We start from the raw sequence: 14,209 nt of genomic DNA on the forward strand, positions 1-14,209 counted from the left end.
GAAAGTGTGACCGATCGTCTATAAGGGGTCGAAACGCGTGACACGCTCCAGCCATCCAGCCAGAGGCAGACCATGACCGACCATCGCTCGCCCGACGCCCGATTCCGCACCAGCCTGCTTGAGGAAAACGACGGTCCGGCGACCAACCCCACCGAAAACCGCACCATGGGCGAAATCATTGCCGAACGGTTTTCCCGCCGCGCCTTCCTCAAGGGCTCGCTGGCCGTCTCTGCCATTGCCGCCACCGTCAGCCCGCTGGCGCTCGTGGCCGCCGACGATGCGCGTGCCGCCGAGGGCTCCGCCTTCTCGTTCGAGGAACTCGAAGCCGGTATCGACGACAAGCACCATGTCGCGCCGGGCTACGATGCTGACGTGCTGTTGCGCTGGGGCGATCCGCTGTTTGCCGATTCGCCGGAGTTCGACCCGGCCAGGCAGTCGGCTGAGGCCCAGGCAAGACAATTCGGCTACAACAATGACTATGTCGGCTATATCGGGATCGATGGCTCCGCCGAGCACGGGCTGCTGGTCGTCAACCACGAATACACCAATCCGCATCTGATGTTCCCGGGCATCGCCAAGATCGTCGAGAAGGACGGCAAGAAGGCGGCCGAACTCGCGCCGCTCTCGAAGGAGCAGGTCGATGTCGAGATGGCGGCACATGGCGGCACCATCGTCGAGATCCGCAAGGAAGGCGGCAAGTGGCAGGTGGTGCGCGACGGCAAGTTGAACCGCCGCATCACCTCCAACACCGAAATGGCGCTGTCGGGCCCGGTCGCCGGTCATGACCGCGTCAAGACCAATGCCGACCCATCCGGCACCAAGGTCATCGGCACATTCAACAACTGCGCCGGCGGCGTCACGCCTTGGGGCACCTATGTCATGGCCGAGGAGAACATCCACGGCTATTTCTCCGGTGAACTGCCGGAAGGCCATAAGGAAGCCGCCAATTACAAGCGCCTCGGCATTCCGGAAGGCGCCTATGAATGGGGCGCGCATTACGATCGTTTCGACCTCGCCAAGGAGCCGAACGAGCCCAACCGTTTCGGCTGGATCGTCGAGGTCGACGTCAACGATCCGACATCCACGCCGAGGAAGCGCACCGCAATGGGCCGCTTCAAGCATGAAGGCGCCGAATCGATCATCGCCAAGGATGGCCGCGTCGTCTTCTATCTCGGCGACGACGAGCGCTTCGAGTACGTCTACAAATTCGTCACCGCGGGCCGTTTCGATCCGGACGACCGCGCCGCCAACATGAACCTGCTCGATGACGGCACGCTGCATGTCGCCAAATTCGCCGCGGACGGTACGGTGGAATGGCTGCCGATCGTCTTCGGCCAGGGCCCGCTGACGGCCGAGAACGGCTTTGCCGGCCAGGCCGACGTGTTGATCGAGACGCGGCGTGCCGCCGACCTGCTCGGCGCCACCAAGATGGACCGCCCCGAGGACATCCAGCCCAATCGTGTCAACGGCAAGGTCTATGTCATGCTGACCAACAATTCCAAGCGCAAGGCCGACCAGGTCGACGCCGCCAACCCGCGCGCCGACAACGCCTTCGGCCATATCATCGAGATATCGGAGGACGGCGGCGATTTCGCCGGCACCAGGGGCAGATGGGAGGTGCTCCTGAAATGCGGCGATCCGGCGGTTGCCGATGTCGGCGCCACCTTCTCCACCGCCACCACGGCCAATGGCTGGTTCGGCATGCCCGACAATTGCGCGGTCGATTCAGCCGGGCGCCTGTGGGTCGCCACCGACGGCCAAGGGCCGAAGGCTACCGGCCGCACTGACGGCCTGTGGGCGGTCGACACCGAAGGGCCCGCGCGCGCGACGTCAAAACTGTTTTTCCGCGTGCCGATCGGCGCTGAAATGTGCGGGCCGCTGTTTGCGCCCGACGATCAGACCGCCTTCGTCGCCGTCCAGCATCCAGGCGACGGCGGCGAGGATTGGGAGGCGTTCGGCCGCCCGTCCTATTATGAGGATCCGTCGACGCGCTGGCCCGATTTCAAGCCGGACATGCCGGTGCGGCCGGCGGTCGTCGCCATTACCAGGCAAGGCGGCGGCAAGATCGCGATTTAGAGGGCAATTCCAGGAAAGTGGGGTTCCGTCCGACGCGTAAAACGAACCTCCAGCCCGGTTCAGCGGCCCGAATTGGCGATCCGCCGGGCAATCCGCTCGGCGATCGCCTTGGCCTGGATGGCGGCATTGGCGAAGCAGCCGCGGATGCTCGGCCGCATGCCGGTGAACCAGAGGCCAGGCAGTTTCGGATCCGCATCGCCGCCGTTGAAGACCGGAACGCCCTTGCCGTCGAGCACGCCGAGATTGCCGACCATCTGCTCAAGCCCGGTGCGGTAGCCCGTCGCGGCAATGACGATGTCGGGATCGATCAGGCTGCCATTGGCCAGGATGACGCCGTCGCGGGTGAATTCTCGCACCCCCGGCACGACGGTGATCCTGCCCGCGCGGATGGCGTCGATCGCGCCCTCGTCGGCGGCGATCGCTGTGTAGTCGGTGGTCAGGCGGCTGGCGCCGCCCACCGGTGCCGGCGGCACGCCGAATTTCGTCAGGTCGCCGAAAACCAGGCGCTGCGTCAAGGCGATCACCGCATCGGCGACCCGCAAAGGCAACCGCGCCATCAGCGGCGACAGCCGGTGCACGGCAATCTTGCCGATGCGCTTGGGCAGGACCGACGGACCGTTGCGGGCCGACAGCCACAGCGAGGCGGTGCTTGCCTGCGCCAGGTGGTTGAGCGCGTCTATACCCGAGTTGCCGGCGCCGACGACCAGCACCTTCTTGCCGGCATAGTCCTTCGCGTCGCCGAAATCCGCCGAATGGATGATGCGGCCGGCGAAATCCCGCATTCCTTTCCAGTCGGGGATGAACGGCTGTCTGTCGCGGCCGGTGGCGATCACGACGTGGCGCGCCAGGCGCATCCCGGCGCTGGTCTCTATCGCCCAGTGGTCGCCCCTGAACAGGACCGCCTCGACGGCGACGCCGAGCTCCACCGGCAGCCGGTTCGCCTCGCTGAAATCGTTCAGATAGCGGATGACGGCGGTTCTGTGGGGGAAGGCGAGCGTGCCCTTCGGATAGGCAAGGCCGGGAAGTGCCGAAAGGTCGCGGTGAGTATTGAGGCGCAGCTGCTGGTGACGCCGATGCCATGGCTCGGCCAACCGGCTCTCCTTTTCCAGGATCGCCGTCGCCACGCCGGCCTTGACCAGCGCCTGCGCTGCCGCGAGACCGGCGGCGCCGGCGCCGATGACGATCGCCGGTTCGATAGTTACCGTCTGGTGCGCTGCCGGTCTGATTGTCGTATCTGCCATTCGCTCACGAACCCCATTCCACCCTTGTGGCGCTTCCGCCGACACCGGCAGAACGCCCTCCCGCGCATGATCCATACAGCAGATCGGCCCCGGATTTCGAGGCCATGCGCCGCACCGCGGTTGCGTCCTATATGGCATATACGCGAGATCGGCGATAATCAGGTCGCGGCAATGTGATTGATTCGAGATCCGGGGGCTGGCGGATCTCTGTTACCGGTACAGGAATCCGAAGTCCTCGAAACGCTTTTTTCGGCTTCCTGTGCAAAATCAAGGCGCCACGGCGTATAGCGTACCCGGGTGCGCGCCGCAGATGCACGCGGAATCTCGACCCATGCCCTCCTTGCGGATCTATCTCGACAAAATCCTCGAGCGTGCCTCGCCAAAGGTCGAGCGCCAGGCGTTCACCCATGCCGAACGGCTGGCGCTGGTGCGCCGCCACGGCGACTTCTCACTCGCCTACTCCTCCGCCGTGCAAGGCAGGCTCTCCTATTTCGGCGACGCCGACGGTTACATCGCCTTCGGCACCAAGATGAAGCATCATTTCGCGCTCGGCGACCCGGTCGCCGATCCGGCCCATCGGGCCGACTATATCAGGCGCTTCGTCGAGACCGCCGGCAGCCCCTGGTTCGTGCAGATCGGCGAACAGTCGGCGCGGGTGCTGGCCGGGCTCGGCTACAAGGTCAACCGGCTGGGCATCGACACCCGTCTGCCGCTGCCCGCACACGATTTTTCCGGCAAGCGCAACGAAACCGTGCGCTACTCCGAGCGCTGGCTGTTGAAGAAGGGCTTTTCGTTCGCCGAGGACAAGCGGACCATCTTTCTCGACGAGATCTCCCGGCTTTCGGCGAACTGGCGCGGCGACCGCATCGTCAAGCGCTGGGAAATGGGCTTCCTCAACCGGCACTTCGCCGATCATGTGGGCGTCGACATGCGCCGCTTCGTGCTGCACGGCCCTGATGGCGAACTGGTCGCCCTGCTCGACTTCGATCCGCTGTTTCGCGGCGGCAAGGTCATCGGCTACACCACCGCCTTCAAGCGCAAGCACATCGACGCCTCGCCGCATGCCGAGGTCGGCCTGACCAAATTCGCCGTCGACCGCTTTCGCGAGGAAGGCATTTCGGTCGTCACGCTCGGGCTCTCGCCGCTGGTCGACGTCGGCCCCAGCGGATTCGCCGAAAGCGATTTCTGGCGCAACGCCTTCCAGCGCGCCTATGATTCGCCCTGGGTCAACCGCCGCCGCTTCAACCTGCAGGGGCAGGCGGCGTTCAAGCGCCGTTTCCACGGCATCGAGGAGCCGGTCTACGTCGCCTTCCGCAAGGGAACCTATGTCGAGATGCTGGGCCTGCTGCGGCTGGTGAAGGCGATCTAGCTCTGACCGCGGCTCAGCGTGGCTTCGCCCCTCAATTCCTCAGCCGGTAGCCGGTCCTGAATATCCAGGCGACGGTCGCCACGCAGATCAGCAGAAAAACCACGGTCATGCCGAGGCTGATGCCGACCGAAACGTCCGATTTTCCGAAAAAGCTCCAGCGGAAGCCGCTGATCAGATAGACGACCGGATTGAACAGCGTCACCGTGCGCCAGGCGCCCGGCAGCATGTTGATGGAATAGAAGCTGCCACCCAGGAAGGTCAGCGGCGTGATGATCAGCAGCGGCACCAGTTGCAACTGCTCGAAGCTCCTGGCCCAGATTCCGATGATGAAGCCGAACAGGCTGAAGGTCACCGCCGTCAGCACCAGGAAGGCCAGCATCCAGAACGGATGCTGGATCGAGAGCGGCACGAACAGCGAGGCCGTCGCCAGAATGATCAGGCCGAGGATGATCGACTTGGTGGCGGCGCCCCCGACATAGGCGAGGACGATCTCGAGATAGGAGACCGGAGCCGACAACAGCTCGTAGATCGAGCCGACGAATTTCGGGAAGTAGATGGCGAAGGAGGCGTTGGAGATCGACTGCGTCAAAAGCGACAGCATGATCAGCCCGGGCACGATGAAGGCGCCGTAGCTGATGCCGTCGATCTCGGTGATGCGCGAGCCGATGGCCGAGCCGAAGACGACGAAATACAGCGACGTCGACAGCACGGGTGAGACGATGCTCTGCAAGACGGTGCGCAGCGCGCGCGCCATCTCCACCCGGTAGATCGCCCATACCGCGCGCAGGTTCATGGCTCTTGCCTCAGAAGATTGACGAAGATCTCCTCCAGCGAACTGTTCTGCGTGTCCAAGTCGCGGAACTGGATGTCGGCGGCCTCGAGATCGCGGATCAGCGACGCCACACCGGGCCGGTCGCTCTGGTTGTCATAGGTGTAGGTGATCTGCCCGCCATCCGGCGACAATTCCAGGGCGTAGTGCGAGAAGGCGTCCGGAATGGCGCCGAGCGGGCTGCGCAGTTCCATCACCAGGCGCTTGCGGCCGAGCTTGCGCATCAGTTCGGCCTTGCCCTCGACCAGGATGATCTCGCCGCGGTTGATGACGCCGACGCGGTCGGCCATCGCCTCGGCTTCCTCGATATAGTGGGTGGTGAGAATGATGGTGACGCCGTCCTCGCGCAGCCGCCGCACCATCGCCCACATGTCCTGGCGCAGTTCGACGTCGACGCCGGCCGTCGGCTCGTCGAGGAACAGCACGCGCGGTTCGTGCGACAGCGCCTTGGCGATCATCAGCCGCCGCTTCATGCCGCCCGAAAGCGTGATCGCCTTGGCGTCCTTCTTGTCCCACAGCGACAGGTCGCGCAGCACCTTCTCGACAAAGGCATGGTTTGCCGGCTTGCCGAACAGGCCGCGGCTGTAGTTGACCGTCGCCCAGACGCTCTCGAAGGCATCGATGGTCAGTTCCTGCGGCACCAGCCCGATCAGGCCGCGCGCGGCGCGATAGTCTCTGGTGATGTCGTGGCCATCCACCGTGACGCTGCCAGACGAACGGTTGACGATGCCGCAGACGATGGAGATCAGCGTCGTCTTGCCGGCGCCGTTGGGGCCAAGCAGCGCGAAAATCTCGCCGCGCTCGATATCGAGATTGATTTCCTTCAGCGCCTTGAAGCCGGTGGCGTAGGTCTTGGTGACCCCGGAAATGGAGATGACAGGCTGCATGGCTGAAAACGGCTGCTTGAAAGAGGACCCCAGATATAGGACGAATGTCGCCGCATGCAACCGCAAGTCAATGCCGCTGCTGACAGTTCTCGACATTGCCGCCGCATGGCGCTGCGGCGTTCCGCCTCGCGGCGGGACGCCGCTTTGACCGGCTGGCCCTACAAGCCTATTCTCCGCTTATTAGAAGCAGCCGGAGCCCGCCATGGACCCGCTCATCCTTTCGCGCATCCAGTTCGGTGCGAATATTTCGTTTCATATTCTGTTTCCAGCCATCACCATCGCACTCGGCTGGGTGCTGCTTTTCTTCAAGCTCCGCTACAACGCGACCAATGATTCGGCCTGGATGCGCGCCTATTTCACCTGGGTGAAGGTGTTCGCATTGTCCTTCGCCATGGGCGTGGTTTCCGGCGTCACCATGAGCTTTCAGTTCGGCACCAACTGGCCGGGCTACATGGAAACGGTCGGCAACATCGCCGGGCCCCTGCTGGCCTACGAAATCCTCACCGCCTTTTTCCTCGAAGCGGCCTTCCTCGGCATCATGCTGTTCGGCTTCCGCCGCGTTTCCAACCGCATCCACACGCTGGCGACCGTGCTGGTGGCCGGCGGCACCACCGTGTCGGCCTTCTGGATCATCGCGCTGAACTCGTGGATGCAGACGCCGGTCGGCTTCGAGATGCGCGACGGCGTCGCCCACGCCGTCGACTGGTGGGCGATCCTCTTCAATCCCTCCATGCCCTACCGTCTCGTCCATATGCTGCTCGCCTCCGGGCTTACGGTATCGTTCCTCATAGCCGGCCTGTCGGCGCTGCGCTATCTCAAGGGCGACCGCTCGGAATCGATGTGGAAGGCGCTGCGCACCGGCGTCTTCACCGCCGCCATCCTCATCCCCATCCAGATCCTTGCCGGCGACCAGCACGGCCTGAACACGCTCGAGCACCAGCCGCAGAAGATCGCCGCCATGGAGGCCAACTGGAACACCGGCCCCAACGTGCCGCTGGTGCTGTTTGCCATTCCGGATGAAGCGGCCAGGGAAAACAGGTTCGAGGTGACCATTCCCGACGGGGCGAGCTGGATCCTGCGGCACAGCGCCGGCGGTGTGGTGCCGGGGCTCAACGACTATCCCGGCAACCATCCGCCCGTCTTCCCGGTGTTCTGGGGTTTTCGCGTCATGGTCGGCACGGGCCTGTTGATGCTCGCCGTCTCCTGGTCGGCCGCCTTCTTCCTCAAGCGCCGTCATAGCTTGCCGAGGCCGCTGGCGCTGCTCATGGTGCCGATGACCATCTCCGGTTGGGTGGCGACGCTCGCCGGCTGGTATACGACGGAGATCGGCCGCCAGCCCTGGCTGGTGACGGGCGTGCTGAGGACCGCCGACGCCGTCGGCCCGGTGGCCGGCAGCCATGTGGCGCTGACGCTGGCCGTCTATCTCGCTCTCTACGTGCTGTTGCTGATCGCCTATCTCGGCGTTCTGGTCCACCTAGCGCTGAAGGCGGCCAAGGACGGCGACACCTCGCCGCTGCCGGGCGTGCTCAACAAGCCGATGTCGCAGCCCGCGGCTGGCGAGTAGGAGAGAGAGAAATGACCTATGACTGGCCGACCCTGCTCCCCCTCATCTTCGCCGGCCTGATGGGCCTCGCCATCCTGATCTACGTCATTCTCGACGGCTTCGATCTCGGCATCGGCATCCTGTTCGCGGCGGCCGAGGACGCCGAGCAGGACACCATGATCGCCGCCATTGGCCCGTTCTGGGATGCCAACGAGACCTGGCTGGTGCTGGCCGTCGGCCTTCTGCTGGTCGCCTTTCCGATGGCGCATGGCGTCATCCTCAGCGCGCTCTATATCCCGGTGTTCGTGCTTCTGGTCGGCCTCATCCTGCGCGGCGTCGCCTTCGACTTCCGCGCCAAGGTGGCGACGGAGCGCAAGCATCGCTGGAACCGCATCTTCTTCCTCGGCTCGCTCATCGCCTCGCTGGCGCAAGGCTATATGCTGGGCGTCTATGTGCTTGGCCTCGACTTCGGCCTGGGCGGCATGGCGTTCGGCGTGCTGGTGGCGTTCTGCCTGGCGGCGGCCTACGCCGCGATGGGGGCGGCCTGGGTCATCTACAAGGCCGAAGGCGACTTGCAGAAAAAGGCGGTGCGCTGGCTGCGCACCACATTGGTGCTGACCGCGCTCGGCATGGCTGCCGTGTCGCTGGCCACGCCCTTCGCCAGCCCGCGCATCTTCGCCAAATGGTTCGTGCTGCCCGAAATGCTCTATCTGTCGCCGCTGCCGATCCTGTCGGCGCTGCTGTTCCTGTGGCTGTGGCGGCAGACCTCTCATCTGCCCAGGCCCGACGACCGCCATTCGCTGACGCCGTTCCTGACGCTGGCCGCCATCTTCGCGCTGGGCTTTGCCGGGCTCGCCTGGTCGTTCTATCCGTTCGTGGTGCCCGACAGGCTGACCATCTGGCAGGCGGCTTCCGCACCCGAAAGCCTGGCCATCATCCTGGCCGGCACCGTGGTCGTGCTGCCGATCATCATCTTCTATTCCTTCTATGCCTACCGCGTGTTCGGCGGCAAGGCGAGGGACCTGACCTACGATTGAAGGGCCAGGCGACGGCGCGAAATCATCGCCTCCGCCTGCCGCCTGTCGCCTGCCGGAAAGACAATATTCATCTTCACGCGGAATAACCTTCCGCGACATGCTGCGGCCTGATGGCAGCGGTCCGAGAAGAAGGGCAATGCAATGCGCGGTGTCCCGGTTGCCTCGATAGAACACGATCCGCAGGCGCGGCAGCGCTACGCAGTTTTCCCGGGAAAATCGCTACGCCGCTTTCCTGGAATTGCTCTGGTCCTGATCCGCCTGGTCACGCTGATCGCCGCGCTTGCGCTGGCCGGCCTGCTGCCTGTCATTCAGCCCGCTTATGCCCAGCAGACGGCCAACTGGGCCGGTGTCTGGGACACCAAATGGCGCGGCGGCGGCGCCCAGATCACCTTCGAGCAGGACGGCGCCGAGGTGAAGGGCGTCTATCCCCTGTATGACGGCCGCATCGAAGCCAAGGCCGAAGGCGAAAAGCTGTTCGGCCGCTGGTTCGAGGGCAGTCGCCAGGGCGAGTTCAGCTTCGTCATGGCGCCGGACGGCGCGAGCTTCATGGGCCGTTTCGAATCCGCCACCGCCGAATGGTGGACGGGCGTGCGCGTCGACGCCGCCGAGACCCTCAAGGTCGACCAGACCAGCCCGATGACGACGATGCGCTCATTCCTGCAGACCATGAACGAGAGCGGCGCCGACAATGTGCCGCGCGCCACCGGCGGCGGCATGGGCCTTGCCGCGCTGGCGGCCGGCCTCGTCGACGTCACGGAGGCCGATCGCGGCGGCCTCAACATGCCCGATTACACCAAGCTCCTGTTTTCGGTGATCGACAACGCCACCTTGCGCCTGTGGAACCTGCCGCATGATGCGATCCCCGGCGACGAGGTGACAGCCAGGCTGCAGCAATATGGCAGCAAGGTTTTCTTCGACGTCACCTTCCGCCGCAAGGCCGGCGAATGGTTCATCGTCGGGCCGCAGCTCGCCGTGCTGCAGGCCAAGCTCGCCGAGTTCCAGGCGGCGCGTGGCGAAGCCCCCGACATGGTCGACGATCCGGCCAAGCTCGCCTCGCCGCGCGACACGTTCAAGATGCTGCTCGGCGGCATCGCCGACCAGAATGGCGGTTCGACGCAAACGGCGCTCGACATGCGCGGTTACAATCCGGCGGTGCGGTCCGACGAGGCGGTTCTGCTCGAGAGCTATCTCAAGAAAGTCATCGACCGCATCGGCTACGTCTACTGGCAGGAAATTCCCGACGATCCCCAAAGCAACACGCCCTATGTGTATTTCGAGCACCCGGCCGGCAACATCGTCGTCGCTCCGGTGGGGACTGAGAAAGGCGGCAAGCTGTGGAAATTCACGCCGGAAACGCTGGCCAACATCCGCACGCTCTATGCCGATATCGAGGATGCGCCGGTGGCGCCGGAATTCACCGCCTTCGCCAGCAACGATCCCTTCTTCGCCACGAGGGGCCTTGCCCGTGAGATCAGCCCTGCCCTTTTGACCCGCGCCGGGCCGATCGAACGCTGGCAATGGCTGGGGCTCGGCATTGCCGTGCTTGCCGGCATCGCCTTCGGCTTCCTTGCCAACGCCGTCATCGTGTTCTTCGCCCGCCGCGGCAGGAGTTCGGGGCGGGCCGGCTTCTTCCGCGTCGTCGAATGGGCGGTGCGCTCGATCTTCCTCGGCCTGTTCCTGCTGTTTGCGCTGCGGCCGCTCGGCTTGCCGCAGGTGATCGCGGCATCCGCCAAGGCGGCGGCCTGGAGCCTGATCCTGATCGGCGCGGTTCCCGTCGTCTGGCACCTGATCGGCAAGATCGCCGAGCGCTACCGCGCCACCTTCAACGTGCCCGGCTACCACGAGACGCTGATCTCGCTGCTGACCGGCGTGGCGCGCATCGCCGCCCTGGTGGTCGCCTTCCTGCTCCTGGCTGAGGTGCTGGCGATCCCCTATCAGGGCGTGCTGGCCGGCCTCGGCATTGGCGGCCTGGCGGTGGCGCTGGCGGCGCAGCCGACGCTGCAGAATTTTCTTTCCGGCCTGACGCTCTATGCCGACCGGCCGGTCAGCGTCGGCGACTTCTGCAAATTCGGCAACCAGTCCGGCACCATCGAGCATATCGGCATGCGCTCGACCCGCATCCGCTCGGTCGACCGCACGGTGATCTCGGTGCCCAATTCCGACTTCGCCGGCATGCAGATCGAGAACTACGCCCATCGCGACCGCACCCGCTTCGCCACCACGCTGCAGCTGCGCTACGAGACGACGCCCGACCAGCTGCGCTACACGCTGGCGGCGCTGCGCAAGCTCCTGATCGCTCATCCGCGCGTCATCGACGACCCGTGCCGCGTGCGCTTCGTCGGCTTCGGCCCCTATTCACTCGACATCGAGGTCTTCACCTACATCACGACCGCGGATGGCTCGGAGTTTCTCGCCATCCGCGAGGACATATTGCTGTCGATGATCGCGGTGATGGACGAGGCCGGCGCCCAGTTCGCCTTCCCGGCGCAGTTGGAATACAGCGCCGCCGACCTGCCGCTCGACCAGGAAAAGCGCATCGCCGCGGAAAAGCGGGTCAGCGCCTGGCGTGAGGAGGAAAAACTGCCTTTCCCCGATTTCAGCCAGCTCGACAGGCTGGAGCTCAACGACAGCCTGCCCTATCCGCCGCCGGGCTCGGTGCAGTACCGCGAAGCCCAGGCCGCCCCGGCCACGGTCGAAGCCAAGGCCTCGCTGGAGAAGGCGCGGTGGAGCCTGCCGTGGCGGAAGAGGGTGTAGCCTTCTTCGCAGGAGAGGCCGCGATCCCTCGCGCCCCCCTCTGGCCTGCCGGCCATCTCCCCCACGAGGGGGGAGATTGGATGTCGCGACGGCTTTCGCCAATTTCTAACGTTGACAGCGGGGCGGGACGGCGAGGCCGCCGATCTCCCCCCTCGTGGGGGAGATGCCCGGCAGGGCAGAGGGGGGCGCCGTCCCGCCGACCTGTCGTTCTTCTCACCCTGCGAAGACTCAATTGCTGGCCGACAGCACCAGCACCGGCTTGTCGCTGTAAAGCTTCGGGAACAGCGTCTTCAAATTCGCCACCTTGGGCAGGTCGTTGTAGACGATGTAGGGATAGGTCGGGTTGAGCGTCAGGAAATCCTGGTGGTACTCCTCGGCCGGATAGAAGGTCTTGCCGGTTTCGATCGTGGTGACGATGGGTTTGCCGAACAGCTTGGCCTGGTCGAGCTGGGCGATGTAGCTCTGCGCGATCTTCTTCTGCGTGTCGTTTTCGGCGAAGATCGTCGAGCGGTACTGCGTGCCCTGGTCCGGACCCTGGTAGTTGAGCTGGGTCGGATTGTGGGCGACCGAGAAATACACCTGCAGCAGCTGGCCATAGGTGACTTTGGAGGGATCGTAGGTGATCTCGACGGATTCGGCATGGCCGGTGCGGCCGGTGCCCACGGTCTCATAGACGGCGTCGTCCTTGGTGCCGCCGGTGTAGCCCGAGACAGCCTTGGTGACGCCCTTGACGTGCTGGAACACGCCCTGCACGCCCCAGAAGCAGCCGCCGGCGAACACTGCCGTCTCGCTGCCGCCCGCGGCCTTTTCATCCAGCGCCGGTGGTGGGATCACCACGGCGTCTTCCGCCGAAACCGCTGGGGTGAGCCAGAAGGCGGCGCCCGCGACGGCGAGCGCGAAAGCTGCGAGCGCGCCGCGGACGAAGCCGCTCGAACGGTTCTTGATGTCGGTCACGGTTGCACTCCTCATGGCTTGCATAGGGTCCAGTCTATTGAATTAGCGGAGCCGGCGCGATGCGCGAGTTGCGGCGGAGGCTCACATTCTCGTGCGGCCCCAGCGGGTGCGTAACTCTCCGCCGCGGCTTGACCTAGTTGGCAGGCTTCATCGCATCCGTCGCCGGCTTCATCGCGTCAGTCGCCGGTTTCATGGCGTCCGCCGGTTTCATCGCATCGGCGGCGGGCTTCATGGCATTTGTGGCCATCGGGTCGGCCGGCTTCATCGCATCGGTTGCCGGTTTCATCGCGTCCGCGGCGGGTTTCATGGCGTTGGTGGCCTCGTCGGCCCGGGCGATGCCGCCGGCCAGCAATGCCGTCGAGCACAAAGCGAGCGCAAGCGCCGGCAGCGTCAGGCGGGAAAGAACGGTCATGATGGTCTCCTTGGTTGGGTGGCGCGCCCTCGCGGCGGCCGGCTGTTGCGGCGCCGCAGGCGCGGCGTTGCGCAATTTCTGATGGTCTCTCCCCGCAAACGGGAAGTTCCCGGAGGTAAGCTAATCGGCGGCGGCGGCCAGGATCGGCCCGCCGCCGGGCGACTGCACCAGCACGGCGGTGCTGAGGCCATCGGCGGCCGCCGGCACGTCGAGCGTCGTCGCCTCTCCGGTCCAGCTGCCGAGCTTCTTCAGCGCATGCACGACATTGCCGTGCGGCAAGGTGCGGCCGGTGTTCTCGCCGCGCGCCACGGGCACCTCGACGACGCCCCTGGCATAGCGCACCAGCCAGATGTCGGCTTTGCCGCCCGGCACGCTCCCCGCGCCGATGCTGGCCTTGCCGCCATCGAGCGACAGCGACGGTCCCTTGACGCGGCCGCTCGCCGCAATCAGCCGTTCGATCTCGCCGGGCGCGGCGCCGACCGCATCGGCATGGCCGTTGACCACCACCTGCGGCGTGAACGGCCCGTCACGGCCGAGCGGCGGCTCGTAGCTCACCTGGCGCTGCGTGAACTCCTGCCGGCCGAAAATGTCCTTCCAGCCGAGATAGTCCCAGTAGGTGACGTTGAAGGACAGCGCCAGCACGCCGGGCTGGTCCTTGACCTTGATCAAATTGGCATTGGCCGGCGGGCAGGACGAACAGCCCTGGCTGGTGAACAGCTCGACAACGGTAAGCGGCTGCGCCGCGGCCGCACCGAGCGACGCCGCGAGCGCAAGCGCGCCCAGGCTGGACACTGCGAGAAACCTGCTGCGTTTGGCTTGCGACATGGAATTGCTCCGTGGTGACGGCGCCGCGATGCGCCGCTCATATCCCCACTTCGTCGCCAATTGTCGCTTCGTTACAGCGCTCACCGGTTTGTGATGAAGGTTGGTCGGGCTCCAAGAGGCCGGAGATTGGCAAAGGCCATCGCGACAGCCGATCTCCCCCCTCGTGGGGGAGATGTCCGGCAGGACAGAGGGGGGCGTCGTAGAGCACCTACCTGGACGCGGTTCGACAGCCGTTGTCGCGACGGCAGAGAGTAGGCGGCAGATCGGGAAAGTGGAGGACGA

At 65.2% G+C, this 14,209-nt stretch carries 11 protein-coding genes; 5 read left to right on the plus strand and 6 right to left on the minus strand.

Going from position 1 to position 14,209, the window contains the following annotated elements; translation table 11 throughout:
• Positions 1-72 precede the first annotated feature (72 nt).
• On the plus strand, positions 73-2,076 hold the full coding sequence (locus FJ867_RS03395; protein WP_140563801.1) for a PhoX family phosphatase: 2,004 nt from the start codon (positions 73-75) through the stop codon (positions 2,074-2,076).
• Between the two features lie 59 nt (positions 2,077-2,135).
• Here the strand turns inward: FJ867_RS03395 and FJ867_RS03400 are convergent, their stop codons facing one another.
• Positions 2,136-3,317, minus strand: a complete 1,182-nt coding sequence (locus tag FJ867_RS03400; RefSeq protein WP_140524391.1) for an NAD(P)/FAD-dependent oxidoreductase — start codon at positions 3,315-3,317, stop codon at positions 2,136-2,138.
• Positions 3,318-3,648: 331 nt separating this feature from the next.
• On the opposite strand from FJ867_RS03400, the gene FJ867_RS03405 reads away from it, so the two are divergent.
• Positions 3,649-4,686 (plus strand): phosphatidylglycerol lysyltransferase domain-containing protein, encoded by a 1,038-nt coding sequence (locus FJ867_RS03405; RefSeq protein ID WP_140524389.1) that lies wholly within the window; start codon positions 3,649-3,651, stop codon positions 4,684-4,686.
• 31 nt (positions 4,687-4,717) lie between these two features.
• On the opposite strand, the gene FJ867_RS03410 is transcribed toward FJ867_RS03405, so the two are convergent.
• Positions 4,718-5,479, minus strand: a complete 762-nt coding sequence (locus FJ867_RS03410; RefSeq protein ID WP_140491741.1) for an ABC transporter permease — start codon at positions 5,477-5,479, stop codon at positions 4,718-4,720.
• Positions 5,476-6,402 carry an ABC transporter ATP-binding protein gene (locus FJ867_RS03415; RefSeq protein ID WP_140655140.1) on the minus strand — a complete coding sequence of 309 codons (927 nt, stop codon included), beginning with the start codon at positions 6,400-6,402 and terminating at the stop codon, positions 5,476-5,478. Before FJ867_RS03415 ends, FJ867_RS03410 begins: the two co-directional genes overlap by 4 nt.
• Before the next feature lie 202 nt (positions 6,403-6,604).
• Between FJ867_RS03415 and FJ867_RS03420 the strand changes: the two genes are divergently transcribed.
• From FJ867_RS03420 to FJ867_RS03430, 3 genes are all read left to right on the plus strand, one after another.
• Complete coding sequence (locus tag FJ867_RS03420; RefSeq protein ID WP_140655143.1) at positions 6,605-7,966, plus strand: cytochrome ubiquinol oxidase subunit I; 1,362 nt, start codon at positions 6,605-6,607, stop codon at positions 7,964-7,966.
• Between the two features lie 11 nt (positions 7,967-7,977).
• Positions 7,978-8,982, plus strand: a complete 1,005-nt coding sequence (locus tag FJ867_RS03425) for a cytochrome d ubiquinol oxidase subunit II (RefSeq protein WP_140524385.1) — start codon at positions 7,978-7,980, stop codon at positions 8,980-8,982.
• A 141-nt stretch (positions 8,983-9,123) separates the two neighbouring features.
• Positions 9,124-11,736: a mechanosensitive ion channel family protein gene (locus FJ867_RS03430; RefSeq protein WP_140816534.1), complete on the plus strand. Its 2,613-nt coding sequence runs from the start codon at positions 9,124-9,126 to the stop codon at positions 11,734-11,736.
• Between the two features lie 228 nt (positions 11,737-11,964).
• Here FJ867_RS03430 and msrA read toward each other — a convergent pair whose 3' ends face one another.
• The 3 genes from msrA to FJ867_RS03445 all read right to left on the minus strand — a co-directional run bounded on the left by msrA (position 11,965) and on the right by FJ867_RS03445 (position 13,927).
• Positions 11,965-12,690 (minus strand): peptide-methionine (S)-S-oxide reductase MsrA, encoded by a 726-nt coding sequence (gene msrA, locus FJ867_RS03435; RefSeq protein WP_140816536.1) that lies wholly within the window; start codon positions 12,688-12,690, stop codon positions 11,965-11,967.
• A gap of 133 nt (positions 12,691-12,823) precedes the next feature.
• On the minus strand, positions 12,824-13,102 hold the full coding sequence (locus FJ867_RS03440) for a hypothetical protein (RefSeq protein ID WP_140559132.1): 279 nt from the start codon (positions 13,100-13,102) through the stop codon (positions 12,824-12,826).
• A 120-nt stretch (positions 13,103-13,222) separates the two neighbouring features.
• Positions 13,223-13,927, minus strand: a complete 705-nt coding sequence (locus FJ867_RS03445; protein ID WP_140816538.1) for a DUF1223 domain-containing protein — start codon at positions 13,925-13,927, stop codon at positions 13,223-13,225.
• Positions 13,928-14,209 lie beyond the last annotated feature (282 nt).

This window comes from Mesorhizobium sp. B2-5-3 (assembly GCF_006441005.1).
GTDB lineage: Bacteria > Pseudomonadota > Alphaproteobacteria > Rhizobiales > Rhizobiaceae > Mesorhizobium.

Coding starts and splice junctions, on each gene's coding strand:
- FJ867_RS03445 (WP_140816538.1), bottom strand. CDS start 13,927: ATGTCGCAAGCCAAACGCAGCAGGTTTCTCGCAGTGTCCAGCCTGGGC.
- FJ867_RS03425 (WP_140524385.1), top strand. CDS start 7,978: ATGACCTATGACTGGCCGACCCTGCTCCCCCTCATCTTCGCCGGCCTG.
- FJ867_RS03395 (WP_140563801.1), top strand. CDS start 73: ATGACCGACCATCGCTCGCCCGACGCCCGATTCCGCACCAGCCTGCTT.
- FJ867_RS03420 (WP_140655143.1), top strand. CDS start 6,605: ATGGACCCGCTCATCCTTTCGCGCATCCAGTTCGGTGCGAATATTTCG.
- FJ867_RS03400 (WP_140524391.1), bottom strand. CDS start 3,317: ATGGCAGATACGACAATCAGACCGGCAGCGCACCAGACGGTAACTATC.
- FJ867_RS03430 (WP_140816534.1), top strand. CDS start 9,124: ATGCGCGGTGTCCCGGTTGCCTCGATAGAACACGATCCGCAGGCGCGG.
- FJ867_RS03415 (WP_140655140.1), bottom strand. CDS start 6,402: ATGCAGCCTGTCATCTCCATTTCCGGGGTCACCAAGACCTACGCCACC.
- FJ867_RS03410 (WP_140491741.1), bottom strand. CDS start 5,479: ATGAACCTGCGCGCGGTATGGGCGATCTACCGGGTGGAGATGGCGCGC.
- FJ867_RS03405 (WP_140524389.1), top strand. CDS start 3,649: ATGCCCTCCTTGCGGATCTATCTCGACAAAATCCTCGAGCGTGCCTCG.
- FJ867_RS03440 (WP_140559132.1), bottom strand. CDS start 13,102: ATGACCGTTCTTTCCCGCCTGACGCTGCCGGCGCTTGCGCTCGCTTTG.